This is a genomic window from Caballeronia sp. INDeC2 (assembly GCF_023631325.1).
Taxonomy (GTDB): domain Bacteria; phylum Pseudomonadota; class Gammaproteobacteria; order Burkholderiales; family Burkholderiaceae; genus Caballeronia.
Window position 1 is genome coordinate 1 of record NZ_JALQDG010000050.1, and the last position, 23,848, is coordinate 23,848.

At 61.0% G+C, this 23,848-nt stretch carries 22 protein-coding genes; 20 read left to right on the forward strand and 2 right to left on the reverse strand.

Features of this window, described 5'->3' with window-relative positions; translation table 11 throughout:
- Window positions 1-134: 134 nt before the first annotated feature.
- On the reverse strand, window positions 135-1,238 hold the full coding sequence (locus NCS28_RS32165) for a porin (RefSeq protein ID WP_250517821.1): 1,104 nt from the start codon (window positions 1,236-1,238) through the stop codon (window positions 135-137).
- A gap of 108 nt (window positions 1,239-1,346) precedes the next feature.
- Window positions 1,347-2,555, reverse strand: a complete 1,209-nt coding sequence (locus tag NCS28_RS32170; protein ID WP_250517822.1) for an aspartate transaminase — start codon at window positions 2,553-2,555, stop codon at window positions 1,347-1,349.
- A gap of 205 nt (window positions 2,556-2,760) precedes the next feature.
- Between NCS28_RS32170 and nac the strand changes: the two genes are divergently transcribed.
- From nac to NCS28_RS32275, 20 genes are all read left to right on the forward strand, one after another.
- Window positions 2,761-3,690, forward strand: a complete 930-nt coding sequence (gene nac, locus NCS28_RS32175) for a nitrogen assimilation transcriptional regulator NAC (protein ID WP_250517823.1) — start codon at window positions 2,761-2,763, stop codon at window positions 3,688-3,690.
- 159 nt (window positions 3,691-3,849) lie between these two features.
- Window positions 3,850-4,305 carry an acetyl-CoA carboxylase biotin carboxyl carrier protein gene (locus NCS28_RS32180; RefSeq protein ID WP_250517824.1) on the forward strand — a complete coding sequence of 152 codons (456 nt, stop codon included), beginning with the start codon at window positions 3,850-3,852 and terminating at the stop codon, window positions 4,303-4,305.
- A gap of 20 nt (window positions 4,306-4,325) precedes the next feature.
- The gene (gene accC / locus NCS28_RS32185) at window positions 4,326-5,678 is read left to right on the forward strand and encodes an acetyl-CoA carboxylase biotin carboxylase subunit (RefSeq protein ID WP_250517825.1); all 1,353 of its coding nucleotides are present in this window, start codon (window positions 4,326-4,328) and stop codon (window positions 5,676-5,678) included.
- A gap of 50 nt (window positions 5,679-5,728) precedes the next feature.
- On the forward strand, window positions 5,729-6,394 hold the full coding sequence (gene pxpB, locus NCS28_RS32190) for a 5-oxoprolinase subunit PxpB (protein WP_250517847.1): 666 nt from the start codon (window positions 5,729-5,731) through the stop codon (window positions 6,392-6,394).
- Window positions 6,391-7,398 carry a 5-oxoprolinase subunit C family protein gene (locus NCS28_RS32195; protein ID WP_250517826.1) on the forward strand — a complete coding sequence of 336 codons (1,008 nt, stop codon included), beginning with the start codon at window positions 6,391-6,393 and terminating at the stop codon, window positions 7,396-7,398. The genes pxpB and NCS28_RS32195 overlap by 4 nt, the downstream gene beginning before the upstream one ends.
- Window positions 7,395-7,811 (forward strand): biotin/lipoyl-containing protein, encoded by a 417-nt coding sequence (locus tag NCS28_RS32200; RefSeq protein WP_250517827.1) that lies wholly within the window; start codon window positions 7,395-7,397, stop codon window positions 7,809-7,811. The genes NCS28_RS32195 and NCS28_RS32200 overlap by 4 nt, the downstream gene beginning before the upstream one ends.
- A 22-nt stretch (window positions 7,812-7,833) precedes the next feature.
- Window positions 7,834-8,607, forward strand: coding sequence for a LamB/YcsF family protein (locus tag NCS28_RS32205; protein ID WP_250517828.1), 774 nt, complete (start codon window positions 7,834-7,836; stop codon window positions 8,605-8,607).
- A 99-nt stretch (window positions 8,608-8,706) separates the two neighbouring features.
- A complete protein-coding gene (locus NCS28_RS32210; protein WP_250517829.1) occupies window positions 8,707-9,459 on the forward strand; it encodes an SDR family oxidoreductase in 753 nt (250 codons plus the stop codon).
- A 71-nt stretch (window positions 9,460-9,530) separates the two neighbouring features.
- Window positions 9,531-10,541 (forward strand): 2-hydroxyacid dehydrogenase, encoded by a 1,011-nt coding sequence (locus NCS28_RS32215; protein ID WP_250517830.1) that lies wholly within the window; start codon window positions 9,531-9,533, stop codon window positions 10,539-10,541.
- Between the two features lie 275 nt (window positions 10,542-10,816).
- Window positions 10,817-11,518, forward strand: a complete 702-nt coding sequence (locus NCS28_RS32220; RefSeq protein WP_250517831.1) for an amino acid ABC transporter permease — start codon at window positions 10,817-10,819, stop codon at window positions 11,516-11,518.
- 2 nt (window positions 11,519-11,520) lie between these two features.
- Window positions 11,521-12,300 (forward strand): amino acid ABC transporter permease, encoded by a 780-nt coding sequence (locus NCS28_RS32225; RefSeq protein ID WP_250517832.1) that lies wholly within the window; start codon window positions 11,521-11,523, stop codon window positions 12,298-12,300.
- Entirely contained in the window at window positions 12,300-13,028 is a 729-nt protein-coding gene (locus NCS28_RS32230) for an amino acid ABC transporter ATP-binding protein (RefSeq protein ID WP_250517833.1), read from the forward strand. Before NCS28_RS32225 ends, NCS28_RS32230 begins: the two co-directional genes overlap by 1 nt.
- A gap of 81 nt (window positions 13,029-13,109) precedes the next feature.
- Window positions 13,110-13,958, forward strand: coding sequence for a transporter substrate-binding domain-containing protein (locus tag NCS28_RS32235; protein WP_250517834.1), 849 nt, complete (start codon window positions 13,110-13,112; stop codon window positions 13,956-13,958).
- A gap of 33 nt (window positions 13,959-13,991) precedes the next feature.
- Entirely contained in the window at window positions 13,992-14,765 is a 774-nt protein-coding gene (locus tag NCS28_RS32240; protein ID WP_250517835.1) for an SDR family oxidoreductase, read from the forward strand.
- An 84-nt stretch (window positions 14,766-14,849) separates the two neighbouring features.
- Window positions 14,850-15,524 (forward strand): RraA family protein, encoded by a 675-nt coding sequence (locus NCS28_RS32245; protein ID WP_250517836.1) that lies wholly within the window; start codon window positions 14,850-14,852, stop codon window positions 15,522-15,524.
- A 670-nt stretch (window positions 15,525-16,194) separates the two neighbouring features.
- Window positions 16,195-17,685, forward strand: coding sequence for a SulP family inorganic anion transporter (locus tag NCS28_RS32250; RefSeq protein WP_250517837.1), 1,491 nt, complete (start codon window positions 16,195-16,197; stop codon window positions 17,683-17,685).
- A gap of 766 nt (window positions 17,686-18,451) precedes the next feature.
- Window positions 18,452-19,666 (forward strand): sugar ABC transporter substrate-binding protein, encoded by a 1,215-nt coding sequence (locus tag NCS28_RS32260; protein WP_250517838.1) that lies wholly within the window; start codon window positions 18,452-18,454, stop codon window positions 19,664-19,666.
- 80 nt (window positions 19,667-19,746) lie between these two features.
- Window positions 19,747-21,294 (forward strand): sugar ABC transporter ATP-binding protein, encoded by a 1,548-nt coding sequence (locus tag NCS28_RS32265; protein ID WP_250517839.1) that lies wholly within the window; start codon window positions 19,747-19,749, stop codon window positions 21,292-21,294.
- 18 nt (window positions 21,295-21,312) lie between these two features.
- Window positions 21,313-22,347 carry an ABC transporter permease gene (locus NCS28_RS32270; RefSeq protein WP_250517840.1) on the forward strand — a complete coding sequence of 345 codons (1,035 nt, stop codon included), beginning with the start codon at window positions 21,313-21,315 and terminating at the stop codon, window positions 22,345-22,347.
- Between the two features lie 32 nt (window positions 22,348-22,379).
- Window positions 22,380-23,834 carry an aldehyde dehydrogenase family protein gene (locus NCS28_RS32275; protein ID WP_250517841.1) on the forward strand — a complete coding sequence of 485 codons (1,455 nt, stop codon included), beginning with the start codon at window positions 22,380-22,382 and terminating at the stop codon, window positions 23,832-23,834.
- The last annotated feature ends 14 nt before the right edge of the window (window positions 23,835-23,848 follow it).

The following is a 23,848-nucleotide window of genomic DNA, read 5'->3' on the forward strand; positions in this document are numbered from 1 at the left end:
TGTCCTTGCGTGACGAGCTTCTTGACCGTCTCGGGCGTGGCGGCGACGCGCGCCTCGTTCGCCCGCGTTTCAGCAGGGACGCCGATTATCATCCAATCTCCTCCTGACTTTATGATGTCGTGGCACTGCGAGGATTAGAACCGGTGACGCAGGCCGATCGTGGCTTCGAAAACCGAGTTGCTGCCGAAGAACGGCTGGTTCGAATTCGGCAGGCCCGCCAGCGTCGTCCACGCGCCCGTCAGATGGTTGTAGTCGACGCCTACATAGACATCGGTGCGCTTGCTGAAGAGGTAGTCAATCGTCGGGCCACCTGTTATGCGCGTGCCGCTCTGGCTGCTGTGATGCACGAAATCAACATAAACTGGCAGGTCGAGCACGATGTCAGGCCTGATGTAATAGGCCACCGCGGCAGAGAACGAGTCGTTTCGATAGTCAGCGGGATAGACGTGGCTGTAGATATACGAGCCGTAGAGCTTTGCGTTGCCAATCACGTACGTTGCGCCGACGGTGAAGACCTTCTGCGCGCTGTCCGGAATCGTGATGCCAAAGTACGTGCTACCGTAGGCCGTGTTCGCGGGTGTGAGACCGCCGATGTTGTTGATGATCTGATAGGCAGCGCCCACGCTCAGCGAGCCTTGTTCGTACGTGAGGCTCACGGCGGGTGACGAATTCTGATGCACATTGCCCGCGACCTGACCGAAGGTGTACGCGCCGCGCAGCGTGAATCCATACAGGACAGGCGACGTATAGCGAACGGTATTGTCGAGCCGGCCGCCGCCTGTCAGGCCCGCGCCTTGAAAGCCGGTGGTGCCGGTGTAGTTGGAGAAGGCATAGATGTCGTGCGTATAGCCCATCTCGTGCACGAGCGTGTACTGCCTGCCCATCGTGACGGTGCCAAAAGGAGACACCAGCCCGACCATCGCCGTGCGGCCGAACAATCGCGCCGTGCCGTTCGGCGTCGACTGTTGCGAGACGCCTGTATTCGGGGTGAACCCCGCTTCGAGTTGAAAGATCGCCTTGTATCCGCCACCCAGGTCTTCCGTGCCTTGCAATCCCCAACGGCTGCCCGAGAGTTCGCCGCCGCTGCCCATCGTGAACAAATGATCGCCGTTTCGGTTCGCGTGCGTATCGAAGCGAATGGCTTCATCGATAATGCCGTACAGCGTGACCGATGATTGCGCTTGAGCCGAACCAATTCCGCATGCAGCCATGAGGATGACTAAGCAAGACTTCTTCATCTTATTCCCTTTGTCGTGACGGATTATGTAAGTTTGAAGCGCGACGCCTCACGGCTGGCGGCGCTCTCTGACGGCACGCTCGCCTGCTCGTTGTCGCGGGTGGACTGCTTAACTCAGTTCGCTGACCGCGCGTCGCAGCTTGTCGCAGCCTTCTTCGATGACTTCGATGCTCGTTGCGATCGACGCGCGGAAATAGTTTGGCGTACCGTAGGCCGATCCGGCAATGAGCGCGACACCCGCGGTTTCGAGGAAATACAGCACAACGTCCGAATCGCTTTCGAGCGTTCTTCCCGTGGGTGTTTTACGTCCGATCAATCCGGCGCAGTTGACAAAGAGATAGAACGCACCGCCCGGCGCCTTGCAGCTCAAGCCGGGAATCTGGTTGAGTAGCTCGACCGCGCGATTGCGTCGCTGCTCGTAGACCTGCACGCATTCGCTGACGAACGATTGATCGCCGGTGAGCGCCGCCAGCGCGGCAGCCTGGCCGATGGAGCTCGCGTTGCTGGTGGACTGCGACTGCAGCGTATCCATCGCGGCGATGATGTCGGCGGGTCCTGCTGCATAACCGATGCGCCATCCCGTCATCGCGTACGTCTTCGACACGCCGTTTACGACGACCACGCGCGATTGCAGGGTGGGTTCCACGTTCAGCAGGTGCCGCACGTTCCGCTCGTCATAGCGGATGTGTTCGTAGATGTCGTCGGTCAGGATGAGGATGCGCGGATGCTCGACGAGCACGTCAGCCAGGGCGCGCAGTTCGTCGGGCGAATAGGTCGCGCCCGTCGGATTGGTCGGCGAATTGAGCATCAGCCAGCGCGACTTGGGCGTGATGTGCGCAGCGAGCGTCTGCGCGGTGAGCTTGAAATCTTGTTCTTCTGAGCACGGGAGGATCACCGGCGTGCCGTCGCAGGCGAGCGCCATGTCGGGATAGGACACCCAATAGGGCGCTGGAATCAACACTTCATCACCGCTATCGACGGTGACGGCCAGCGCGTTGAAGATCGCGTGCTTCGCGCCGCAGGTCACGATGATCTGCGCGGGATCGAAGTTCAGGCCGTTTTCGCGCGAAAGCTTCTCTGCGATCGCCGTGCGCAATGCGGGCGTGCCTGCTGTAGCGGTATATCGCGTTTCGCCACGTTCCATGGCCTCGAATGCGGCCCTCCGGATATGCTCCGGCGTATCGAAGTCCGGTTCGCCGACCACGAGATTGACGATCTTCTTTCCTTCGCGGCGCAACGCCGCCGCGCGGTCGGCCGCGGCGCTGCTCGGCGATGGCTTGATACGCTGGATGCGGCTGGCAATTCGGGACGTGCTCACGATCGGCTCCTCTGGACCTCTTTGTCGAGGCCTAAAGGTAAGCGCCTGAAATTATTCGCGCCAAGACATCTTTACGCTGGTGTAATAGCGTCCGCTTATGACAGCGCCAGCCAATGGCCGAGAAGGCATCGGTATTTTTGAGTACTGTGCGGGTGCGCGCGCTTCTTCTATGATTTCATGACCCATCGACTCGAAGGCGGCCATCGTGAACCTGCGACGACTCAAATACTTCGTGAAAGCAGTGGACATCGGCAGCCTGACACAGGCTTCGGAAGTGCTGCATATCGCCCAGCCGGCGCTCAGCCAGCAACTCATCACCCTCGAGGAGGAGTTCGGTCAACAATTGCTCGTGCGCACGAAGCGGGGTGTCACACCGACTGAGGCCGGCTCCACGCTCTATCGTCATGCTCAACTGATCCTGCGACAATTCGAGCAGGCGCAGGCCGACGTCAAGAGTGCGGGGCAAACCCTTTCGGGGCATGTCTCGGTCGGCCTCGCGCCGGGCACGGGCGCATCCGCGCTTTCGTTGCCGCTCTTGCGGGCGGTGCGTTCGCGGCATCCGGAGATCGTGCTGTACATCAATGAAAATTTCGGCACGACATTGAGCGAACTGATCATGAACGGCCGCATGGACATGGCCGTGCTCTATGGCGACAAGCCCGTGCACGGTCTGACGTTTCAGCTGCTCATGAACGAGGAGATGTTCCTCGTTGCGCCCGCGAACATGGGTATCGCGCCTGGGCAGATCGCCGTTTCGGAGCTAGCCGATGTACCTTTGTTGTTACCGCGACCTTACAACTATCTGAGGAAATACGTTGATGAGGGCTTTGCCCGCGTGCAGATGATCCCCAAGGTCGTCGCCGAAATCGAATCGGCAACGACGCTCGCTGCGGCCGTCAACGCGGGTCTGGGCGCGACCATTCTGCCGGCTTCGACGGCTCGAGTGGTGGCGGGGGCGGGGTCGGGCGAGAGCGTGCAATGCCGCATCGTGTCGCCGGTGATTAAGATTCCGCTGTCGCTTTGCCTCTCCGACCATCTGCCCCTTTCCGAGCCGGCCAACGCGGTCAAGGACATTCTTCTCGAGCTCGCCGCCAATACGCTCGAGGCCATGCCGACGGTTTCGACGGAGACATAAGCGCGCCTTATCACGGCAAAGCCAAACCATCTTGGCGTTAAATTTTCTTGCCAGATACATTGAGTCCATTGCGGATCGCCGCCCCGTTCGATGACGCGGCGGCGACTGCGGCACGGCCTGCACGGCGTGCCGTCTGGATAACTGCGCCACGGACTCGACATGGATTTGCAGCGAATAAAGGCGTTGATCGACCTGCTTGCGCAGTCGCCGCTTGCCGAAATTGAACTGGTCGAAGGAGATGACCGCGTCAGGCTGGTGAAGACGCCAGGCGCGAGAACAAGCGCGCCGGAGACGGCGGACGAAACAGCTGGACCCATGCGCATCGAGGGAGCACCAGCGAAACAACCCGAGCAGGCGCCACAGCAAGGACAATTGCAAGCTCACACCGTACATGCACCGATGTTCGGTGTTGTGCATCTGACGCCCGCGCCCGCCGAGCCTGCGTTCGTGCAAGTGGGCGACACCATCGCCGAAGGCCAGGCACTGTGCACAATCGAGGCGATGAAGATGTTCAACTCCATCGAGTCCGATTGCGCCGGCACGCTGCTCGAAGTGCTCGTGCAAGCGGGCGACGAAGTGCAGTCCGGACAGCCGCTATTTCGGATCGCGCTATGAGACCGGAGCCGGGAACTGCCATGTTTGAAAAAGTCCTGATCGCCAATCGCGGCGAGATCGCGTTGCGCATACAGCGCGCATGCCGAGAGCTCGGCCTGAAGACGGTCGCGATTCATTCCGAAGCCGACGCCGACGCGCGCCATGTGCGCCTCGCCGACGAAGCCTTGTGCATCGGGCCGGCCGCGCCCGGACTAAGCTATCTGAACCGTTCGGCCATCCTGCTCGCGGCGCACGTGAGCGGCGCGCAGGCGGTGCATCCGGGTTATGGCTTCCTGTCAGAAAACGCGGATTTCGCGGAGCAGGTCGAAGCTGCGGGCATGAGTTTCATCGGTCCGGAGCCCGAATCGATCCGCATCATGGGCGACAAGGTCGCGGCCAAGCGCGCGATGCGCGCGGCGGGCGTGCCGTGCGTGCCCGGCCCGGATAGCGGTCTGCCCGATGACGCCGCCAGCATCCTGAAAATCGGAGAGGACATCGGCTATCCCGTGATCGTCAAGGCGGCCGGCGGCGGCGGTGGACGCGGCATGCGCGTGGTGAAGTCTGCGAATGAGCTGCTCGACGCGGTGAACGTGACGCGCGAGGAAGCACGCCGCGCCTTCGGCAAGCCCGAGCTTTACATCGAAAAGTTTCTCGGGCACCCGCGCCACGTGGAGATTCAGGTGTTGTGCGATACCCACGGCAACGCGCTCTGGCTCGGCTCGCGCGACTGCTCGCTGCAACGCCGTCATCAAAAGCTGCTGGAGGAGGCGCCCGCGCCAGGCATCGATCCCGAGCTCATCCGGCAGGTGGGTGAGCGTTGCGTACAGGCGTGCCAGCAGATCCGCTACCGCGGCGCGGGCACCTTCGAATTCCTTTTCGAGAATGGACAGTTCTACTTCATCGAGATGAACACACGCCTGCAGGTCGAACATCCGGTGACGGAAATGACATCGGGCATCGACATCGTCCGTGAGCAGCTACGCATCGCGCAGGGACAGCGCCTTAGCCTGCAGCAGGCGGATATTGTTACGCGGGGACACGCGCTCGAATGCCGCATCAACGCTGAGGATCCGTTCACGTTCCTGCCGAGCCCGGGGCGGGTGTCCACATGGGAGCTCCCCGGTGGTAACGGCGTACGTGTTGACTCGCATCTGAGTGCGGGTGCTCAGGTGCCCCCGTACTACGACTCGCTTATCGGGAAGATCATCACGCATGGCGCGAGCCGTGCCGAAGCGCTTGGCCGCATGCGCGTGGCGCTGGCGGAGATGCGCGTCGAAGGCATCAAAACCAACGTCGAACTGCATCGCGCCATTCTCGGCGACGACGGATTTTGTGCGGGCGGCGTAGACATTCATCATCTCGAGCGGTGGCTCGCGGCAGGGAGAACGGCATGACCGCGCGCATCGAACGCACGCTTCTCGCCGATGAAAGAAACGAGGAACTCATGACATCAGCGCAGCCGTCGCCGCGCGTCAGCCTGCTCGGCACGACCGGCCTGTTATTCGAGGCGCCCGGCGAACTGGACCTCCCGACCCAGCGGCGCATCTGGGCACTGAGCCGCAGGGTGGCGAGATGGCCATCCGTGCGCGAATCCGTGCCGGGCGTATCAAACCTCATGCTCACCTTCGACAAGCCCCCGCGCAACATCGACGCGCTGACCTCGGCTGTGCTAGACGCCTGGGCCGAAGGCGAGGAGCTTCAGCTCGAAGGAAAGATTGTCGAGCTCAAGGTCGAATATGGAGGTGAGCATGGTCCCCACATGGCGGACGTGATCGCGCACACGGGCCTGTCAGTCGATGACATCGTCGAGTTGCATACCGCGCCCCTCTATACGGTCTATGCGCTCGGCAGTCATCCCGGTTACTGCTATCTCGGCGGCATGGACCCGCGCATCGCCACGCCGCGCCGCAAGGTGCCGGTGCTCGGATTGCCGGGCGGTGCCGTGTCGATCGGCGGGGTGCAGACGGGCGTGTCAGCGTCTGCGGGTCCGAGCGGATGGAACACGATCGGCCATACGTCGATATCGTTCTTCGACCCGACACTCGATGAGCCGGCGTTGTTCGCGCCGGGCGACAAGATTCGTTTCCGTGCCGAGAGGATCATCCGATGATCGAAGTGCTTTCCAATGCCGCGCTCGCGACCGTGCAGGACGAAGGGCGCCAAGGCTATCTGCGCTATGGCGTCGGCACGTCCGGTGCAATGGATCGCATCGCGCTTGCGGTGGGCAACCTTTTGCTCGGCAACGACGATAACGCAGCCGGCATCGAGATTCCACTGTTTCCGTTCCGCGTGCGCTTCACCGCCGACGTCGCGTTCGCGCTGACCGGGGCCGATTGCGCGGCGCGTCTCAACGATCGTCCCGTGCTGCCGTGGTGGACGCTTCAGGCGCGGGAAGGCGACGTGCTCGCGCTCGGCGTGCCGACGGCAGGCGCGCGTTGCTATCTGCTGCTCGAAGGCGGCGTGGACGTGCCAGTAGTGCTGGGATCGCGCAGCACGCAATTGCGCGGCGAGTTCGGCGGACACAACGGGCGGGCGCTGCAAAGGGGCGACGTGCTGCGTGCGGCGCAATCGGCTCCCGCCGCGACGCAGGCCGATTATGTGGGCTTTGGCGTCACCGCGCCGGCGCGTACGCTGCTGCAAGGCAACGCGACGCCGGCGGCCGGTCCGAACGAGACTGTCGTGCGCGTGCTCCCGGCCGCGGAATACGACGCATACGACGACGCATCCATCCAGGCGTTCTGGCGCGAAAGCTGGAAGGTCACGCCTCAGAGTGACCGCTATGGTTTTCGGCTCGCGGGCGCGGCGCTCAAGTCGCGGCAGCCGCTGGAGATGCGCTCCCACGGGATCGTGCCAGGCGTGATCCAGGTTCCACCAAGCGGTCAGCCCATCATTCAACTGCGCGATGCGCAGCCAACAGGTGGTTACCCGAAGATCGGCACGGTGATCGAGGCTGACTTGTGGCGTTGCGCGCAGGCACGCATCGGCTCGACGATCCGGTTTGCGAAGGCGAGTTATCAGGAAGCGCTCGACGCGGAAGACGAACTGCAGTGGTATCTGAACAAGCTTCGTCATTTGATCGGTCTTCATCGCAGCGCGCCCAGGCTTCCGACATGACACGAGAAAACGAACTGGATCTCGGCGAGCTGAGGCAGATCGCGGGTTGGCTCGAAGCGGCAGGCGTCGGCTTCATTGAAATCGCGAGAGGGGGCAACGTGGCCCGCCTAACGCTCGATCGACCGACAACGCGTGTTCCCGCAGTGAATGCGTCGGCCCCAAGTCTCGAGCAACCCGAGCCGATGCAAATCAAGGCGTGCCACGCGGGCCGCTTCCTGCGAACGCATCCCGACCGGGCGGCAGCGCTTGCCGAAGCCGGCGCGAACGTGCGCGCGGGGGATATCGTCGCAATCTTGCAAGTGGCCGAGCTCTGCCTGCCCATCGCTGCGCCCGCCGATGGCGTCGTCGTTGGATGGCTCGTCGAAGAAGGAGCGCTCGTCGGCTTCGGCAGCCCGCTCGCGACGCTTGCCTGAGATCAACGTAACGGAGTCAGCTGTGCAAATCGATCTGAATGCCGATCTCGGCGAAGGCTTCGGCCCTTATCGCATGGGTGAGGACGAAGCGATGATGGACATCGTTTCATCCGCAAATATTGCCTGTGGCTATCACGCGGGCGATCCCGTCATCATGGACAAGACTGTGCGCCTCGCACTGGAAAAAGGAATCGATGTCGGCGCGCACGTCGGCTTTCCCGACTTGCTCGGATTTGGCCGCAGACAGATTCAGGCCGATCCGCTCGAACTCGCCAAATATGTGCTCTACCAGATGGGTGCGCTCGCGGGCATCGCCAAGGCGGCGGGTGCTGCGCGTCTCACACATATGAGCTTTCATGGTGCGCTCGGCAACATGGCGGCTGCATCGTATGAGCTCGCCGAGCCGCTCGTGCGTGCAGTGGCGGATTTTGATCGCGATGTGGTCATCAGCGTATCGACGAATACGCAGATCGAGCGTGCGGCCTACAAGCTGGGCATGCAGGTCGCGAACACGTTTCTCGCGGACCGCGCCTATGACGACAACGGCAATCTGGTTTCACGCAAGCTGGAAGGTGCGGTCATCAAGGACGGCGCGGCTGTGCTCGCGCGCGTGCAACAACTGCTCGAGGACGGCACGGTCACGACGCATTCGGGCAAGCGCCTAACGATGGCAGTGAAATCGATCCTATTGCACGGCGACACGCCAGGGGCAGTCGAACTGGCGCGCACCGTGCGCAGCGCGATCGAAACGGCGGGCGGGCGCGTCGTGCCTCTGTCCAGGCTCATCGCGCCATAGGTCGCGCTTATCTCGGCAAACACATTTCGTCTTGGCGCCCGTGAACGGGCCCACGTACATTCGATTCGACATCAAACACACATCACACAGGAGCATTCGATGCCTTTCTCCGATTACAAGACCGCTCTCGTGACGGGCGCCTCGACCGGCATGGGTGCGGCGATCGTCGAACGATTCCGTCGCGAAGGGCTGGAAGTCCATGCGCTCGCGCGTAACGCCGAGCGTCTGAAAGAATTGGCCGAGCGAACCGGCTGCATTCCGCACGCGATCGACGTTTGCGATCTCGACGCGGTGACGAAGCTCACCAGCGAGGTGGAGTTTGACATTCTTGTGAACAACGCAGGCGTCTCCACTAAGGGCTCGATCCTCAGCGCTACGGAGAGCGACGTCGATCTTCAAATCGAAGTGAACCTTCAGGCGGTGCTGCATCTGGTGCGTCTCACGATGCCCGGCATGGTCGCGCGCGATCGCGGGCATATCGTCAATATCAGCTCCATCGCGGCGATCTACAACTTCGGCGGCAACTCTATCTATTCTGCGACCAAGGCGGGCATTCACGCGCTCTCGCGTCAACTGCGCGTCGATGCGACGGGCAAGCGCGTCCGTGTAACGGAGATTTGTCCGGGGCGCGTAGCTACTGACATCTTCGGTCATGTCAGCGGCAACATCGAGGCTGCGCGCAAGGAGTTCATCGATGGATTCGAATTGCCGCTGCCGTCCGATATCGCTGATGCGATCGCCTTCGCGATCGCCGCGCCGCTCGCCGTGAACATCAGCAACATGGAAATCCTGCCGACGCTGCAAGTGCCTGGCGGTCTCACGACGATCAAACGTGAGCCCGAGGCGCGCTGAGCGTTCGCGTACGTCGCTCGTTGCTTATTGTTCATTGACTCACTCGATTCAAAGATCTTGGAGATTTTTTCATGCGTGCATCGGTGCTGGTTACACGCGCATCCTTTCCCGACATCATCGAGCGCCTGCGCGCGCATTTCGAAGTCGTCGACAATCCATCCGATACGCTTTGGACGCAGGACGAACTGATCGAGCGTCTGCAAGGCAAGCAGGCCGCCCTGACGGCGGGGAGCGATCGCATCGACGCGCGTCTGCTCGACGCGTGCCCTCAACTCAAGGCGGTGTGCAATATCGGAGTGGGTTACAACAACGTCGACGTGGCCGCCTGCACGCAGCGCGGCGTGCTGTTGACAAACACGCCCGACGTGCTCACCGACACGACCGCCGATTTCGGCTTCGCGCTGATGATGGCAGCGGCGCGCCGCATTACGGAGTCGGAGCAGTTCGTGCGTGAAGGCAAATGGGTGACGACCGGCCGTTTCGACATGCTGCTCGGCGCCGACATTCAAGGCGCCACGCTCGGGATTCTCGGCATGGGGCGCATCGGGCAGGCGATCGCACGGCGCGGCGCGCTCGGCTTCGGCATGAAGGTGATCTATCACAACCGCACGCCGCTCGCGCCCGAGACCGAAGAGCAATGTCATGCGCGCTATGTCGACAAAGATGCGCTGATGCGCGAATCCGATCACCTGGTCGTGGTCGTGCCGTATTCGGCGAGCTCGCATCATGCGATCGGCGCGGCTGAACTCAAACAGATGAAATCCTCCGCGACGCTCACCAATATCGCGCGCGGCGGCGTGGTCGATGATACGGCGCTTGCCGCCGTATTGAAGGAGGGCGGCATCGCCTCAGCGGCCCTTGATGTGTTCGAGGGCGAGCCGCGCGTTCATCCTGACCTGCTTGCTTGCAAAAACATCGTGCTGACCCCGCACATCGGTAGTGCGTCGGTTACGACGCGCCGGGCGATGGCTCGCCTCTGCGTCGACAACCTGATCGCGGCAATGGGCGTGGGACCAGACGCGGGCAAGCCACCGACGCCCGTCAATCCCGAAGTGCTGGGAGAACTGCGCACGCCGGCGTAAGTCCACTAACCTTAATCGGCAGAGCGTTGAGTAAAACCTTTGCCGAACTCGTTTCGCAATAAACAGGCGCCCGCAAGAGGCCCGGCGAATCAGGAGACACAGTCATGAAAGCCCTGTCCAGGAAGGCTTCCCTTCGTCAGCCACGTTCAGCAGCTTCATTTCCTAAGCTTATCGCACCAGAAGAAAGGCGTCTGCATTGCCATTTTTGAGCGGGCTAGTATGAATTCGTGGCAAGCATAGAAACGCCAAGCAGATTCAAACTCTGGACGTGCGATATGAAACTTCATTTTGATTTGGCAACCGTGCTGCAGGGCGACTATGGCGCACTGTTCCTGCACGGCATCGAACTCACGCTCGCCATGACGGCACTCGCGTGGCTGCTTTCACTTTTCATGGGGATTCTGCTTACGATCATCCGCATGACGCAGCTGCGCGTCGCGACAGCGTTCGTGTCGACCTATGTGGCGTATCACCGAAATGTGCCAATGCTGGTGCAGATCCTTTTCTGGTATTTCGGCATTGCGGCGATTCTGCCAAGCGCCTTGCAGGACTTTCTGAACGACTACAACGGCCAGTTTATCTTTGCTGTCATCGCGATCGGATTGTGCTGCGGCGCATATCTTTCCGAGGACATCCGAAGCGGCCTGCGTGCGATTCCGCATGGGCAGTTCGAAGCGTCGCGCGCGTTGGGGCTGAACTTCTTCAAGGCCATGCGCTACGTGGTGTTGCCGCAGGCACTGCGCAACGCCATTCCTCCGATGGTCAACCATGCGGTCCTGCTCTTCAAGAACACGAGCCTCGCGATGGCGATCGGCGCGGCGGAGTTGACGTACGTGACGCGAAAGATCGAGAACGAGACGTTCCTGTCGTTTGAAACATATCTAGTCGCGACCGTTGTGTATCTGGCGCTCTCGCTGGCCATCATGATGGCGGGCGCGCGGCTCGCGGTGCATTTCCGTATTCCGGGAGCCAGATGATCATGTTCGACATCCTGCGCGACAACTGGGCTCTGCTCGTCATCGGTCAGTATCCTCATGGGCCGCTCGGCGGCATCGTCGTCACCATTCTGCTGTCGCTGTGCGCCCTGGCGATCGCCTTTCCCCTCGGGATTCTCGTTGCGCTCGCGCGCGTCAGTCACTTCAAGGCGCTGCGCGCACCGGCCACGGCGCTCGTCTATACCGTGCGCGGCGTACCGCTGCTTATGGTGATTTTCTGGGTGTACTTTCTCGTGCCGGTGCTGACGGGCTATCCGGTCACGGGTTTCGTCACCATGCTGTGCGCACTGGTGATCTACGACTCGGCCTATCTCGGCGAAATCATTCGCGGCGGTATGGAGGCGTTGCCCAAAGGACAAACCGAAGCGTCCCGCGCGCTCGGCATGAGCTACATGAAGACGATGCGCTCGGTGATCCTCCCGCAGGCCCTCTATAACGTCGTGCCAAGCATGGTCACGCAGTTCGTCTCCACGATCAAGGAAACGTCGCTCGGCTACATCATCAACGTGCAGGAGCTCTCGTTCGCGGCGGACCAGATCAACAATCGCCTGATGACGAAGCCATTTCCGGTCTATCTGATCACGGCACTCAGCTACTTTGCGCTGTGCTATGCACTTACGCAGTTTGCGAACTATCTGGAGCGGCGCATCACGAGAAAGCGCGCAGGTCGAGCAGACAAGCCGCGCAAGGGCAGTCGTGGCCCGCTTGTCGAAACCGCTTCGGGCGAGGCCGACAGTCTGACGCTTAACGCAAAGGAACTCTGATGATCAAGTTTTCTGCTGTGAACAAATGGTATGGCGAGTATCACGCGCTGGTGGATGTCAACGCCGAAGTGAACAAGGGAGAGGTCGTGGTGGTCTGCGGTCCGTCAGGGTCAGGCAAGTCGACACTGATTCGAACTGTCAACCGTCTCGAAGAAATCAATGGCGGCACAATTTCCTTCGACAATCAAGACATCCACGATCGGAAGATGAACCTGAACGCCTACCGCAGTCGCATAGGCTTCGTGTTTCAGCAGTTCAACCTGTTTCCACATCTGTCGGTGCTCGACAACATCACCCTGTCGCCGATGCGCGTGAGGGGCGTCAAGCGCAATTTGGCCGAGAAGAAGGCGGCGGAATTACTGGCGCGCGTTGGCTTGTCGAACAAGGCGCAGGCGTTTCCGGGGCAGTTGTCTGGCGGACAGCAGCAGCGGGTGGCGATCGCCCGCGCGCTCGCGATGGATCCGCCTGCCATGCTCTTCGACGAACCCACGAGCGCCCTCGATCCGGAAATGGTGGGCGAAGTGTTAAGTGTCATGAAGAGCCTCGCTCAGGACGGCATGACCATGATGTGCGTGACGCACGAAATGGGCTTCGCGCGCGAAGTGGCCGACCGCGTCTGGTTCATGGATGCAGGAAAGATCATCGAAACTGGCAAGCCAGACGAGTTTTTTTCGAATCCGAAGCATGAACGCGCAAAGCGCTTTCTGTCGGATTTGCGCGCGCATTGAAGTTTGCGTCAAACGTTAACGGATGCAAAAGCCTGCTTGTCTTCATTGCAATATCAATTTCTCAAGGTGAGGAGTACTACGATGCAGTTCAAGTCGGTTTTTAGAGGAATCATGGCGCTCGCGGGCATCGCCTTTTCCATTGTTCCCGCTCATGCGGATCAGCTTGCGGACGTGAAAAGCCACGGATCGCTGAGTTGCGGCGTCTATTCGAACGTAGAGCCGTTTTCGTATCCGAATCCGAACACGCGACAACTCGAAGGGATGGACGTCGATCTTTGCACGGCGATCGCGAAGCAACTTGGCGTCAAGGTCAACCTTCAGCCGCTCGCGGTCGAAGCGCGCATCCCGCAACTAAAGCTCGGGCGCGTCGATATCGTGGTGGCGAACCTCGCTTATACCAAGACGCGCGCGACGCAGGTCGCGTTCAGCGATGCGTACTACTCGACCAAGGAAGTGCTGGTGGTGAAGAAGGAGGATGCGAGCAAGAAGCTCACTGACTTCGCGGGCCTCAAGATCAGCGCGGCCGATGGCTCGACGTCGGCGCAGTCGATTCCGCTCTCGATCAAGGGCGGCCAGGCGGTGACCTTCCATGACACCAGCTCGGCGTTCCTTGCGCTGCAACAGGGCAAGGTGAAGGGCTTCGTGACGAACCAGATGACGGCGATCAAAATCGCGAAGCAAGTCGAAGGCTCGGACGGAGCCGTGGCGATCGCATCGGAACCGATGCTGATTGAGCCAATTGCGGTAGGTCTGCGTCAGGATGAGCCGACTATGCTCGCGGCGGTGAACAAGGCACTCAATACGCTGGAGCAAAGCGGCGAGATGAATGCCATCTTCAACAAATGGCTCGGGCCGAACACGCCCTATGGACTCTCGCGCACTGACAAAGTCACCCCCATCAATCAATTGAAGTTCACGCCGGTATCCTGAACCTTGGAACCGCTTTCGCAGGAGACGCGAACCTTGAACAGCGCTTTGAAATTATTCGACCTCGCCGGAAGGCGCGCCCTGATCACCGGATCCAGCACCGGCATCGGCTTCGCGCTCGCGCGCGGGCTCGGCAGCGCAGGCGCGCGCGTGGTCCTGAACGGCCGCAACGAAACGCGGTTGCACGACGCCGTGCGCACGCTTCGCGAAGAGGGCATCGACGCGGAAGCGGCGGGCTTCGACGCTACGTCGCCATTCGATGTGGAAAAAACGATCGGGCGTATCGAGGCCGATGTCGGGCCGATCGACATTCTCGTCAACAACGCAGGCATGCAACGCCGTGCGCCGTTGGAAGCCTTCTCTCACGAGCAATGGCGCGAGTTGATGCAGACCAATGTCGACAGCGTCTTTCTGGTGGGCAAGACAGTGGCCCGCTTCATGATCGGACGTGGCGCGGGCAAGATCATCAACATCTGCTCGGTGCAGAGCGAGCTCGGGCGTCCCAATATCGCAGCCTATACGGCAACCAAGGGCGCGGTGAAGATGCTCACCAAAGGCATGGCGATCGACTGGGGACAACATGGCATTCAGGTCAACGGGCTTGGGCCGGGCTACTTCAAGACAGAATTGACGCAGGCGCTCGTGAGTGACGAGACTTTCAGCAAGTGGCTCATTGGCCGCACGCCTTCGCGACGCTGGGGCGATGTCGAGGACCTCGTGGGCGCGGCCGTGTTTCTTGCGAGCGATGCCTCCAAGTTCGTGAACGGTCACATCCTCTATGTCGATGGCGGCGTGACGGCGACGCTCTGAGTGTCGGTTGATTCGTCGATCGCATGTATTCATCGGGCGGGCGCGAGTCCGCTCCAACCTGTAACTTGAACTCCTCTTGATTTCATGAGCGCCTATCAAGCAATTCGCAAGAATCCCTCCGCGGCCTCACATGACGCCCGTGTACTCGAAGCGTTGCAGGACATCCCAGTGTCGACGCTGAGCGATAATATGCATCGCAACATCGGCACGGTCGGCCTGGCGCCTTATCACCAGTTGTCGAGGAAGACGATGGCGGGCTGTGCCGTCACCGTGCGCACGCGCGGTGGGGACAACCTAGCGTATCTGCGCGCGCTTGAGTTCTGCCGGCCAGGCGACGTGCTCGTGATCGACGCTGGGGGCGATGTCAGCAACGCGGTCGTCGGCGGCATTCTCACTTACTATGCAGCGAAGATCGGCGTCGCGGGCGTGGTGGTCGATGGCGCGATCCGGGATGTCGCGGAGATTCGATCACGTGCTTTTCCGGTGTATGCGCGTGGCGTCACGCATCGCGGTCCGTACAAGGACGGGCCGGGCGAAATCAACGTGCCGGTATCCGTTGGCGGAATGGTTGTCAATCCGGGCGATATCGTCGTCGGCGATCAGGACGGCTTGCTGGCGATTCCTCAAGAAGACGTGGCGCGCGTGTTACAGAAAGCACGTGACGTGCTTGCCGCTGAAGCACGTACGATGGCCGCGATGGAGGCCGGAACATGGGATAAGTCATTCATCGACGCCCTCGAAACGCGCTGCAATAACTGACAGAAGACGCTCGAGCACGTCGCGCGTGCCGACTACAGGGCCTATTTAATTTCTTTGTCGAGCGCGTCGCGATTCGCGGCGCTTTTTACTGTTCCAACAGGCTCGTCCGCTGACGGCCTATATCGACAGTAACGGCGCCGCGCTGCAAGAGAGCGGCGCCGACCAGCGAAATTTACAGCGCTGGGCGATCCTGAATATCCAGGTGTTACCCAATCCCCGTTGTGACGGGATCTTTGGGTGAGATCGACTACATGAACAGTTGGCTGACGCAGCGGATCGGGCTTAACGGGAATCTCTGAGGCATGCTTCAAATCAGCAGTCAGAGATCCGCTACGCTTTTTTTTTCTGACTCCCGCATCATCGACGATTGAGTCAATGCGTTGGGAGCTAGTTGTCACATCTTCTCAGGAGTGCGTCGCGGGGCCGGTGATTGCCGGTCCGTACCTGGCGCGTCGAGTCTTACGCTTAGTACGCCAAATTGTCTTCGACTGCCGAGGACGCTATCTCACTAGCCTGTTAAAATCCCAACCTATTCACGTGAAATCCAGTGGCTGCCAGCGGAAGAAAGAAGGCGCCATCACTTGCAGCGTGACATCTCGAAGTCCTTCAGTACGGCAAATGCGCCACTCCCCGCCGGGGATTCGCGCTTGCCCCCCAAAGCGATATCATCATGAACAAGCCCGTCACCGGGAACGGCGCGCCGCGCATCGTGGCACCTGAAGCACGGGTCGAATGGATGCGCGAGATACTCGCGGGCATCGTCACCGGCCTTGCCTTGATTCCCGAAGTCATCTCGTTTGCGTTCGTGTCCGGCGTCGAGCCTCGCTCGGCATTGTTCGCGTCGGTGGTGCTGTTGGTCATCACGTCGCTATTCGGTGGCAGGCCCGCGATGGTCACCGCGGCCGCCGGTTCGGTCGCGCTTGTCGTCGGACCCATGGCACATGCGCACGGCGCGGGCTATATCCTGCCCGCCGTGCTGCTCGCCGCGCTCATGCAGATTGCGTTCGGGCTCCTCGGCCTCGCGCGGATCGTGCGCTTCATTCCGCGCTCTGTGATGCTTGGCTTCGTCAACGCACTGGGCATCCTAATTTTCTGGGCACAGCTTCCCCATCTCGTTGACCAGCCGATCGCCGTGTATGTGCTCTTCGCCGTCACGCTGGCCATCGTGGTAATCGGGCCACGCCTGACACCCACGGTGCCCGCGCCGCTGGTGGCCATCGCCGTAACAACGGCGATTTCGGCGGCGATGCATTGGGGGGTGCCGAATGTCGGCGGTGACCGGCCGATGCCGTCAGATTTGCCCGGTCTCACTGCGTGGACCGTGCCGTTCGATCTGGGCACGTTGAAGATCGTGTGGCAGACGGCCGTTTCCATCGCGTTGGTCGGTTTGCTTGAAACCCTCCTCACGGCGAAGCTGGTGGACGAGATGACAGAAACGCGCTCACGCAAGACGCGCGAGTCGTGGGCACTCGGGTTGGCCAATTTTTCCGCAGCTGCATTTGGCGGCATAGCCGGCTGCGCGATGATCGGGCAGACCATGGTGAACGTGAGCATCGGTGGGGCGCGCACGCGTGTCTCCACGATGGTGGCAGCGGCCACGCTGCTGTTGCTGATCACAGGGCTCAGCCGGATCATGTCGCATATCCCGATGGTCGCGCTCGCGGGGGTGATGATGATCGTCGCCGTGAAAACGGTGGACTGGCACAGCCTGCATCCGGCCACGCTGCGCCGCATGCCGCTCATGGAAACATCAGTGATGCTGCTGTCGATCGTGCTGACCGTGTATACGGGAAATCTGGCGGTTGGCGTGGTGGGCGGGGTGCTGCTCGCGACCGTGCTGTTTGCGAGGCGCGTCGCGCACGTGATCCACACGGTCCGCACGGTCTCGGAGGATGGCCAGAGCGTGCGATATGAAGTGCACGGGCCGCTTTTTTTCGGCAGCAGCAACGATCTGGTCGAGCGGTTCGAATACGCGATCGACCCCCGCACGGTGATCATCGACTTCACGAAGTCGCAGATTTGGGACGCGTCGACGGTCGCCGCACTCGACTCGATCCAGCTCAAATATAGGCAGCACTGCGTCGCCGTGAAGATGGTGGGTCTCGACGAGCGCAGCCAGGCGTTCCACGCTCGTTTGAGCGGCAAGCTGAACGTCGGCTGAAACCTTCCTATTCATCCGCCGTGCTCGGGGCGTTACCGATCGACGAGCACGCGGACGACTAAGCGATAGTGGCCGTGCCGCCTCCGGGGTTACGGTCTTAAATGACGCAAGTCGTCGACCCTAGCGGCGGCTGTCCCGCTCGTGACGCATCCGGTGCATCTGTGGTTTCGGCCGCTGATCGGGCAGCGCCTGAACGGGGAGGGCATAAGCACGCTCGGCGCGCTACCTTCGACGGGCGGATGCCCGAGGCCAAAGCCTATGTCTATCTATGTGTAGGTCGGTATCTTGCATCGGCAACGTTTTTCGATGCCCTCAGCAAACAAGTGCCGACGATTTGTCAGCTCCGTCACGAGGTCCTTCTATGCTCGCGGTTCATCACGTCCGTGTAGGCATGCTCCCGGGCAAGAGCACGTCGATGGATGAAGAACCTGTAGAGACGCAGGCGGCAAACAAGAAAACGGCAATCAGCGAGAGAGCCGCAGTCCCGAAACTGCACGTCGGTCAACGTCTTGTACAGCAACTTGCCCGACCTCTCGCAGTTGCCGGGGACGATGTCAAAGTCGTCGCAAAACGCATCCATATAACGCTAGCCTGCACGGTCCGCACGAGCACTGCGCGTTATCGAGGGCCGCTGCTGCAGTGAATAGTAGTGATACTACCTTTCGCGGAACGATCGGCAGGGCCAAAAAGCCCCAATCTTAGGTTTATGCTCCTTTGAGCGTCAAAAAAGAAAGGAGCTACTGGTTAAAAGTAGGTTAACCCTAATTTGCAGCGCTTATTTCCGCTCATAAGATTCGTTGTAACACTACGTCATGACGAGAGTGTTGCTACGAGACCGTCCTGGAATTTACAGGCGGCCCTTCATATCGCTGGTGAGGAGACAACAACGATGGATGATGCCGAAGTCGCATCGCGCAGAAAGTTTCTGGCTGGACTTGCCGCAGCAGCCGGCGGACTCGCGCTTTCCTCGGTTTCGGGAATTGCCGGAGCCCAGCAGAAAGTATTCGTGCCGTTCAGCAACAAGAGCCTCGACTATTACTTCTTCGCCACGCAGCAAGAAGCTGTGAAGCGAGCCGTCGAGGCCAAAGGCTGGACCTTCCAGGCGGTCAACGCCAACTTCAGCACCACGACCCAACTCGAACAGTGGCAAAGCCTCTTGCTCAAGAATCCCTCCGCAATCATCGCGGACCCTATCGATAGCCAAGCTATTGTCAGCGCCATCAAGAAGTACAACTTCAAGAAAATTCCGGTCGGCATCATCGACACCCCGGCGCTCGGCGGCGATGTCGCGATCACCGTCGATTTCGACAACAAGGCGGGCGGCGTCATGGCAGCCGATGCGATCGTCGCCGCGCTCAAGAAAAAGAACGGCGCGGCCAAGGGCACGGTGCTTAATTGCTACGGTGCACTGCAATCGGTCGCGTGGCGGCTGCGCAAGGAAGGCTTCGAGGAGGAAATGAAGAAGTACCCGGACGTGAAGGTGATCAGCCGCCCGACAGAAGGCCTGCTCAAGAACATGCTCGCCGTTACTTTGTCAACCCTATCCGAATACCCCGAACTCGACGCCGTGCACGCGCCGAGTGATTCGCCCGCGCGCGGCATCGTGACCGCGCTGCAGCAAAAGGGCAAATGGAAGAAGGTCGGCGAGCAGGGCCACGTGATCTTTGTAAACATTGATGGCGAGCCCGCCGCGCTCCAATGGATTGCCGACGGCTATATGGACGCGGTGGTCTCGCAAGACCCCATTGCCTACGCGCAAATCACGGTCGAGATGCTCGACAAGCATTCGCTTAAGGGACAACCGGTGCCGCTCGGACAGTACCAGAACAGCCAGTATTTCTGGGAGAAGGCGCAAATCACGAAGTCCGACACGGGTGCCAGCCTCGTGATCCAGCCGTTCATTGTCGATGCGAGTTCGGTCAAGGACAAGCGCCAGTGGGGCAACATTGCCTACAACGAATGGGGCCTGCGCTACACCTGATCAACGCCGCTCACCGGCTCAAGCCCGCAGCCCGCGCGACATGAATTTCTCGCGCCGGTTGCAGATCGAGGACTCCCACCATGGCGCATATGAGCAGCAACGAGTACATCCTTCGGACGCACAACGTCGGCAAACGCTACAAAAGCGTGGTCGCGCTCGACCAGGTGTCCATCAACATCCGGCGCGCCACCATTCATGGCTTGCTGGGCGAAAACGGCGCAGGGAAGTCTACGCTCGTGCGCCTCATTTCGGGACAGACGGCACCGAGCGCGGGCAGCATCGTGTTCGATGGCGACGAGGTGCAAGGTTCCGACGTCATGGAGATGGAAGAGCGCGGCGTCTTTCTGGTAACCCAGGAACCGATGATCGTCGATTCGATGTCGGTGGCCGACAATCTGATGCTGGGTCGCTGGCCACTCAAGCGCGGATGGACCAGGCGCGTGGACCAACGGGCCCTCATGGAAAGCGTCGAGGTCGCCCTTGAAGGCAGCGGCTTCGATCCTCGCATGCCAGCGCGATATCTCTCCGCAGTGGCCAAGCGCAAGCTCAACATCCTGCGCGCGCTGCACAGTGGCGGCAAGTTTTTGATTCTCGACGAACCGACCACCGCGCTTACGCTCGCCGACCGCGAACATCTGTTCGAATTCATGCGCAGCCTGAAGTCGCGCGGTGTCACTTTCGTATTCATCTCCCACTACAACGAAGAAATTCTGGACATCTGTGACGGCGTGTCGGTACTGCGCAACGGCAGTCTGGCTGGCGAGCATGACGATCTGTCAGCGATAGATTCCGATGGACTTTCGGAACTTGTGATCGGTCGGGACGTACCCCTGTTCTATCGCGAACGCGACGTCAAGGAGAACGCGCGATCTGAACGTGCGCCGAAGACATGGCTCGTAGAAGAACTCGTCGCGCCGGGCATCGAAGTGGAGCGCTTCACGATAGCGCCGGGCGAGATCGTGGGCTTTGCGGGCTTGCCCGGCTCTGGCGCCAAGGAGTTCGCCCTCGCACTGTTTGGCTTAAATCCCGCGAGCAGCGGACGCGTGTCCTCGGGCGACAGCACGCCGCACGCACTTCCCGATCATCCGGGCCAGGCATTTCAGGAAGGCATCGCCTATCTCTCCGACGATCGACATCGCGATGGGCTCGTTGGCCTGCAGAGCATCGCGCACAACATCACGTTGTCGAGCCTCAAGAGCGTATCGCGCGGTGGGGTGATCGATGCCGAGGCGGAAAAGAGCGTCGTGCGCCGCTATTTCGATCATTTCCGCGTGAAGGCGGCCACCCCCGAAGTGCTGCTCGGAACACTCTCGGGCGGCAATCAGCAAAAGGTGTGTCTCGGCCGCGTGCTCGCCACCGCGCCACGCCTGCTGATCCTTGATGAACCCACGCGCGGCATCGACGTCGGCGTGAAGGAAGAAGTGCACCGCATCATCGATGGGCTCACGCGCGAAGGGTTGAGCGTGATCGTCATCACGAGCGATCTCGACGAGATGGTGCGCATGGTGGATCGCGTGTGCGTATTCATCGGCGGACGCATCGAACATGAGTTCACGGGTGCGCAAATTGAAAAGGACGCCATTTTGCGCTCGGCGTTCGGCACGACGCAGGCGTCGCTCGTGGAATAAACGAAAGGAGACATGGACATGCAACCGAGAAGCGAATTTTCCACCGGCGCGTCGTCGCCTGGCCCGGCCGCGCTGGCGCAGGCCAGTACGCCCCCAACTGCAAAGCGAGGCAAGAGCAGCGTTCAATGGTTGTTTCAGAACGTGGTCTGGCTGTGGCTGGCCGCGCTGGTGGTGGTTTTCGGCGTGCTGAATCCATTTTTCTTCACGTTATCGAATTTTCAGAACGTGCTGGTGCAGGCGACTGTTCTCGGCCTGCTCGCGCTCGCCGTGTCTCTGCCGTTGATGGTCGCGGAGATCGATCTGTCGATTGCGAGCAACATGGGCTTTTCCGCCGCAATCGGCGCGATCCTCACAACGCGCCTTGGACTTTCGCCCGCCATTGGTGTACCCGTGGGCATTGCAGCGGCGACCGCGATCGGCTTTTTCAACGGCCTATGCGTGACACGCCTGAAGATGGTGTCGCTCATTCAAACGCTCGCCGTGATGATCGTGCTGCAGGGGACGCTTCTCGCCGTCACGCAGGGCAACACTATCTCCAACATGCCCAACCCGTATATCTGGATCGGACAGTACACCGTCGGCAACTGGCCAGTGATGCCGATCGTATTTCTCGTCGCGCTCATCGGCATGGGCTTTCTCCTGCGCAAGACGGTGCTCGGTCGCTGCCTCTACGCGACGGGCGGCAACGCGCTCGCCGCCAACTCGGCCGGCATTCGTGTGAATCGCATCAAGATCGTCGCGTTCACGTTGTCGGGACTTCTCTCCGGAGTCGCGGGCTATCTGCTTGCGGCCTGGCAGATGGCGATTACCTCTGACCAGGGGGAAGGCTTCCTGCTCTACGCGATCGCGGCGCCGATCATCGGCGGCGTGAGCGTGTTCGGCGGGCGGGGCGGCGCAATGGGGATTCTCGGCGGCGTGCTGCTGCTCACGGTCATACACGTCGGCCTCGCGATCACGGAAGTGCCGTCCTTTTACGTACAGATGATCGGCGGCATCCTGATCTTCGTCGCCGTTGCGGTGGATGCGATCCGCGTCAACTTCGTGTCGCAATGACCGCTGCACCTGACTACCAAAGTAGAGTCGTCATGACAGAACCGAAACAATGCGAGATGTACATCGACGGCCGCTTCACGCATGACGGCGTCATGCAGTGGATCGACGTAATCAATCCGAGCACCGAGCGCGTGGTCGCGCGCGCTCCCGACGCCGGTCAGGATGCGATCGATGCCGCCGTGGACGCCGCCCAGCGGGCATTCAAAACCTGGCGCCGCGTGAATCCGTTCGAGCGCTCGCGCCTCTTGCATGCGATTGCAGATTGCATCGAGAGCGACGAACGCGAGATCGCTTTCGCAATCACCACTGAAATGGGCAAGCCGCTCGCTGAAGCGACAGGCGAAGCACGCAAGCTCGCGAAAGCGTTTCACTACTACGCGGAAGAGGCGGTGCGTGTCTTCGGCCAGACGATCCCGAATGAAGAAGACGGGTTCGTGAGCTTCGTCGAGAAAGAGCCGGTAGGCGTCGTCGCGGCAATCGCGCCGTGGAACTATCCGGTCGAGCTAATTGGCTGGAAGCTGGCAGCTTCGCTGGCAGCGGGTTGCACGATCGTGGTGAAGCCGTCCGAGTACACGCCATCGAGCGCGCAAGCAGTGTTTCGCTGCGTGCATCGCGCGGGGGTGCCTGCGGGCGTCGCCAATCTCGTGATGGGCGCGCGTGAAACGGGCAAGCGGCTCGTCGGGCACCCGGCCATCGACAAGGTAGCCTTCACCGGCTCGGGCGCGGCGGGCGAGGACATCTACAAGACGGTTCGTGGCATCACGGGCCTGTCGTTGGAACTGGGCGGCAGTTGCCCGCTCATCGTAACGTCGCATGCGGATATCGAACTCGCCGTGGCGGGGACCTTGAGGCGCGCATTTCGCAACGCAGGACAGATCTGTATATCGATCAACCGTGCATATGTGCAGGAAGCGGTGTACGGCGAGTTCCTCGAGCGCATGGTCCAGGAAGCAACGCGGCTGGTCGTCGCCGACGGCATCGCAAATGAGCGTGCCGACGTCGGTCCGATGGCAACGCAGGCGGGCCTGGAAAAGGTGCTGCGTCATGTGGACGATGCGCGTAGGCGCGGCGCGCGCGTTCTTTGCGGCGGCGGACGGCCGGAAGCGCTCGGATCGACGGCACAGGGACTCTTTTATGCGCCGACCGTCATTGCAGACTGCGAGCCCGACGCGCTTGTGATGCACGAGGAGACGTTCGGTCCGGTCGTCGGTATTGCGCCGTTCAAGAAACTCGATGAAGCTATTGAGGCGGCCAATGGCACTCCCGCCGGGCTCGCCGCCTATGCCTACACGGAGAACATCAAGGAGGGCTTCACGCTCTCGCGCGAGCTCGATTTCGGCAACGTGGCGATCAACAACGTGGATGCCGGCATCATGAATGCGCCTTACGGCGGCCGCAAACAGAGTGGCACGGGGTACGAGCATGGCCGTGAGGGGATGGAAGGCTACCTGCACCTGAAGCACGTGCGCCTGCGGCACGGCGCCTGAGCGAGGAGGGCGAG

Excerpts from the sequence above, each read along its gene's own strand:
- NCS28_RS32225 (WP_250517832.1), top strand. The coding sequence starts at position 11,521 with ATGTTCGACATCCTGCGCGACAACTGGGCTCTGCTCGTCATCGGTCAG.
- NCS28_RS32230 (WP_250517833.1), top strand. The coding sequence starts at position 12,300 with ATGATCAAGTTTTCTGCTGTGAACAAATGGTATGGCGAGTATCACGCG.
- NCS28_RS32180 (WP_250517824.1), top strand. The coding sequence starts at position 3,850 with ATGGATTTGCAGCGAATAAAGGCGTTGATCGACCTGCTTGCGCAGTCG.
- pxpB (WP_250517847.1), top strand. The coding sequence starts at position 5,729 with ATGACATCAGCGCAGCCGTCGCCGCGCGTCAGCCTGCTCGGCACGACC.
- NCS28_RS32200 (WP_250517827.1), top strand. The coding sequence starts at position 7,395 with ATGACACGAGAAAACGAACTGGATCTCGGCGAGCTGAGGCAGATCGCG.
- NCS28_RS32265 (WP_250517839.1), top strand. The coding sequence starts at position 19,747 with ATGGCGCATATGAGCAGCAACGAGTACATCCTTCGGACGCACAACGTC.
- NCS28_RS32165 (WP_250517821.1), bottom strand. The coding sequence starts at position 1,238 with ATGAAGAAGTCTTGCTTAGTCATCCTCATGGCTGCATGCGGAATTGGT.
- NCS28_RS32245 (WP_250517836.1), top strand. The coding sequence starts at position 14,850 with ATGAGCGCCTATCAAGCAATTCGCAAGAATCCCTCCGCGGCCTCACAT.
- NCS28_RS32235 (WP_250517834.1), top strand. The coding sequence starts at position 13,110 with ATGCAGTTCAAGTCGGTTTTTAGAGGAATCATGGCGCTCGCGGGCATC.
- NCS28_RS32270 (WP_250517840.1), top strand. The coding sequence starts at position 21,313 with ATGCAACCGAGAAGCGAATTTTCCACCGGCGCGTCGTCGCCTGGCCCG.
- NCS28_RS32220 (WP_250517831.1), top strand. The coding sequence starts at position 10,817 with ATGAAACTTCATTTTGATTTGGCAACCGTGCTGCAGGGCGACTATGGC.
- NCS28_RS32215 (WP_250517830.1), top strand. The coding sequence starts at position 9,531 with ATGCGTGCATCGGTGCTGGTTACACGCGCATCCTTTCCCGACATCATC.
- accC (WP_250517825.1), top strand. The coding sequence starts at position 4,326 with ATGTTTGAAAAAGTCCTGATCGCCAATCGCGGCGAGATCGCGTTGCGC.
- NCS28_RS32275 (WP_250517841.1), top strand. The coding sequence starts at position 22,380 with ATGACAGAACCGAAACAATGCGAGATGTACATCGACGGCCGCTTCACG.
- NCS28_RS32210 (WP_250517829.1), top strand. The coding sequence starts at position 8,707 with ATGCCTTTCTCCGATTACAAGACCGCTCTCGTGACGGGCGCCTCGACC.
- NCS28_RS32195 (WP_250517826.1), top strand. The coding sequence starts at position 6,391 with ATGATCGAAGTGCTTTCCAATGCCGCGCTCGCGACCGTGCAGGACGAA.
- NCS28_RS32250 (WP_250517837.1), top strand. The coding sequence starts at position 16,195 with ATGAACAAGCCCGTCACCGGGAACGGCGCGCCGCGCATCGTGGCACCT.